This window comes from Armatimonas sp. (genome assembly GCF_043760365.1).
Taxonomy (GTDB): domain Bacteria; phylum Armatimonadota; class Armatimonadia; order Armatimonadales; family Armatimonadaceae; genus Armatimonas.
Window position 1 is genome coordinate 1 of record NZ_JAYUPA010000559.1, and the last position, 1,563, is coordinate 1,563.

The 1,563-nt window shown below is 59.2% G+C and carries 2 protein-coding genes; both read right to left on the reverse strand.

The features are described 5' to 3' along the window. Positions 1 to 437: hypothetical protein (locus ACH2EH_RS12800; protein WP_395142237.1), on the reverse strand; the 437-nt coding region annotated here is incomplete at its 3' end. A gap of 323 nt (positions 438 to 760) precedes the next feature. Beyond that, complete coding sequence (locus tag ACH2EH_RS12805; RefSeq protein ID WP_395142239.1) at positions 761 to 1,327, reverse strand: formylglycine-generating enzyme family protein; 567 nt, start codon at positions 1,325 to 1,327, stop codon at positions 761 to 763. Positions 1,328 to 1,563: the final 236 nt, after the last annotated feature.

The following is a 1,563-nucleotide window of genomic DNA, read 5'->3' on the forward strand; positions in this document are numbered from 1 at the left end:
TCCGCCAGAGTGAGTGGCTTTTTGAGGGTCACGGCGCTATCGGCCTCGATCTGTGCCCAGAGCGTGAGGGTATCCTGAAACGCCTTGACAACCACCCCCTGCGAGGCGCTCTTAGACGGTGTCTTTGCCAGCGCAGCGGCGTAGCGTGAGCCGGGAAGCAGGCCATTGACTGTGGTACGGAACTGTGCGTGGCGCGGGAGCAAGTCCGCCTTGAGCCCTGCACAGTCCGCCGCCGAGGTCTGCACCGCATTGTCCCCACTCTCAACAGCCTGGTAGTGCTCGGTGAGAGCCGCCTTTGCCTCTTTGAACTGCGCCAGCGTCGTGCCGTCAGGCAGTACCAGGGGACTCGCACCCAGCTCTGCGTTCACACTCGCCCAGTGTGCAGTAAACGTGTCTATCAGTGCATGATATGTCTTTAAATCGTTACTAATCGCCATCTCATTAACTCCTTATAAAAATTCTTGTCTCACTCGCAGCACCACAAGTCACTCTCGCAGATTTATTTATGCCACTCACCAAATCCCAAATACTCCTCGCATCACCACAAATCACTCTCACTATACCCCAAATCCACATCGTGCAACATTTACTTCTACTCGCGCCACTGCAAGCCCACCTCATGTGATTACAGTGCTTTTATTTACCTCTCCCCGCCGCTTAGGCGGCGACCCTCTCCGGCTTCGCGAAGAGGGTTTGTGACGATGAGCTTGCCTACCATCACGCCCCCTTCCTTCGCGAAGCCGGAGGGAGTGGCTGAGTTTTACGAAGCCGAGGGAGGCAGGGAAGACAGACGGAAACCGACGTCGTTGAACCTATCGCCGGGGAGGAACCCGTACCGCTCGGCGCAGCGGAAGTAGTTCGCGTTGTAGTTGAGCCAGGAGCCGCCGCGTAGTACGCGCTGCTTCTGCTCGCCATCCCACCAGTCCGAGCACCACTCCCACACGTTGCCCGCCATATCCACCAGACCGAACGGCCCCGCAGGAAAGCTCCCCACCGCAGATGTGCCGCCGCAGTCGCCCCAGGTCTTCGTGCTGCACCGGCACTTGCTCGCGTCCCACTTCTTGCCCCACGGGTACACGCGGCCATCGCCGCCACTTGCCGCAAACTCCCACTGCGCCTCGCTCGGAAGCAACAGCCCCGCCCAGTCGGCATACGCCTTGCAGTCGTCCCAGCTTACGTTCACTATCGGATGCTCCAAAACTGCGTCCCAGCCATCTTTCCAGACCGGAAAATCAGGTAGCTCCGGCATCGTGCCCCCAAGCTCCGCTTTGTACTCAGCCAGAGTAAGGGGAGCGTGACTTTGCCCCTCCATGATCTCTTCCTCCATTGCAAAATCTCCCCCTATCCTACCCTCCCCTTCCCTCTCCCCCTTCCTTCGTAGAGGGATGGGTTCAAGAGCGATGGGTTCGGGCTACGCCTTCTTGATGTACGTCAGCGGGTTGCGGTCATTGCGCCCGGTCTGTGCGCGCTTGGGAATGTCGCAGAGGTGGAGCGCGGTGGCGTAGACATCGCCGTGGTTGGGAATGAGCTCGCGGTACTCTTTATCTTTGGCGGCACTGTAGC

Excerpts from the sequence above, each read along its gene's own strand:
- ACH2EH_RS12805 (WP_395142239.1), bottom strand. The coding sequence starts at position 1,327 with ATGGAGGAAGAGATCATGGAGGGGCAAAGTCACGCTCCCCTTACTCTG.